A 1,662-nucleotide genomic window follows, 5' to 3' on the forward strand; every position below is an offset into this window, starting at 1 on the left:
GTGAAGAGGTCGCCGACGAGGCCATAGTCGGCGATCTGGAAGATGGGGGCTTCCTCGTCCTTGTTGATGGCGACGATGACCTTGCTGTCCTTCATGCCGGCAAGGTGCTGGATGGCGCCCGAGATGCCCACGGCGACGTAAAGCTCAGGCGCCACCACCTTGCCGGTCTGGCCGACCTGCCAGTCGTTGGGCGCATAGCCGCTGTCCACGGCGGCGCGCGAGGCGCCCACCGCGGCGCCCAGCTTGTCGGCCAGGGCCTCGATGATCGCGAACTGCTCCTTGGAGCCCACGCCGCGCCCGCCCGAGACCACGCGCCCCGCCGAGGTGAGTTCCGGCCGGTCGGAGGCCGCCACCTCGTCGCCCACCCAGGCCGACAGGCCGGGATCGGCGGCCAGCGCGGCGTCGCTGACGGGCGCGCCGTTGCCCGCGCCCGCCGCCTCGAAGCTGGCGGTGCGGATGGTCAGCACCTTCTTGCCATCGCGCGAGCGCACCGTCTGGATGGCATTGCCGGCATAAACCGGCCGCTCGAAGGTGCTGGCGTCCACCACCTTCGAGACCTCGGGGATCACCATCACGTCCAGAAGCGCGGCCACCCGCGGCATCACGTTCTTGGCGTCGGTGGTGGCCGGCGCCGCGATGTGCTCATACTCGCCCGCCAGCGAGGCCAGCAGCGCCGCGGTGGGCTCGGCCAGGCGGTGGCCGTAAACGGGCGCCTCGGCCACCAGGACCTGCGCGACACCCTGGATGGTCGCGGCTTCCGCGGCCGCGTCGCGGGCATGGGCGCCCGCGCAGAGCACCGTCACCGCGCCCAGCTCCCCGACCGCCTTCACCGCCTTGGCGGTGGCGTCGCGGTTCAAGACCCCGTTCGTGACTTCCCCCAACAGAAGAACCGCCATCAGATCACCCCCGCTTCCTTGAGTTTGCTGACCAGCTCGTCCACCGAGCCGACCTTGATGCCCGCCTGCCGCCCCTCGGGCTCGCGGGTCGAGACCACCTCCAGCCGCGGGCTGACGTCGACGCCGTAGTCGGCGGCCGTCTTTTCCTCCAGCGGCTTCTTCTTGGCCTTCATGATGTTGGGCAGGCTGGCATAGCGCGGCTCGTTCAGGCGCAGGTCGGCGGTGACGATCGCCGGCAGCCGCACCTCGATGGTCTGCAAGCCGCCGTCCACCTCGCGCGTCACCCGGGCCGCATCGCCCGCGATCTCGAGCTTCGAGGCAAAGGTCGCCTGGCCCCAGCCCAGCAGCGCCGCCAGCATCTGCCCGGTGGCGTTCATGTCGTTGTCGATGGCCTGCTTGCCGGCGATCACCAGCCGGGGCTGCTCCGCATCGACCACCGCCTTGAGGATCTTGGCCACCGCCAAGGGCTCGATGTCGGTCGACACGTCGTCCGACGCCACCACCAGGATCGCCCGGTCCGCGCCCATCGCCAGGGCCGTCCTCAGCGTTTCCTGCGCCTGCTTCACGCCGATGGAGACAACGATCACCTCCTCGGCCGCGCCCTTTTCCTTCAGCCGCAGCGCTTCCTCCACCGCGATCTCGTCAAAGGGGTTCATCGACATCTTCACATTGGCCAGGTCAACGCCAGACCCGTCCGCCTTCACCCGGGCCTTCACGTTGTAGTCAATCACCCGCTTCACGGGCACGAGGATCTTCATGGGTTATG

2 protein-coding genes are annotated in these 1,662 nt (G+C 69.3%); both read right to left on the reverse strand.

Annotation, left to right across the window (positions count from 1 at the left end; genetic code table 11):
- The coding region (locus OU682_RS23840; RefSeq protein WP_268944661.1) for an electron transfer flavoprotein subunit alpha/FixB family protein at positions 1-896 on the reverse strand (896 nt) is incomplete at its 3' end.
- Positions 896-1,654 (reverse strand): electron transfer flavoprotein subunit beta/FixA family protein, encoded by a 759-nt coding sequence (locus OU682_RS23845; RefSeq protein ID WP_268944662.1) that lies wholly within the window; start codon positions 1,652-1,654, stop codon positions 896-898. The genes OU682_RS23845 and OU682_RS23840, both read right to left, overlap by 1 nt.
- Positions 1,655-1,662: the final 8 nt, after the last annotated feature.

The organism is Paracoccus benzoatiresistens, from assembly GCF_026913015.1.
GTDB classification, from domain to species: Bacteria; Pseudomonadota; Alphaproteobacteria; order Rhodobacterales; family Rhodobacteraceae; genus Paracoccus; species Paracoccus benzoatiresistens.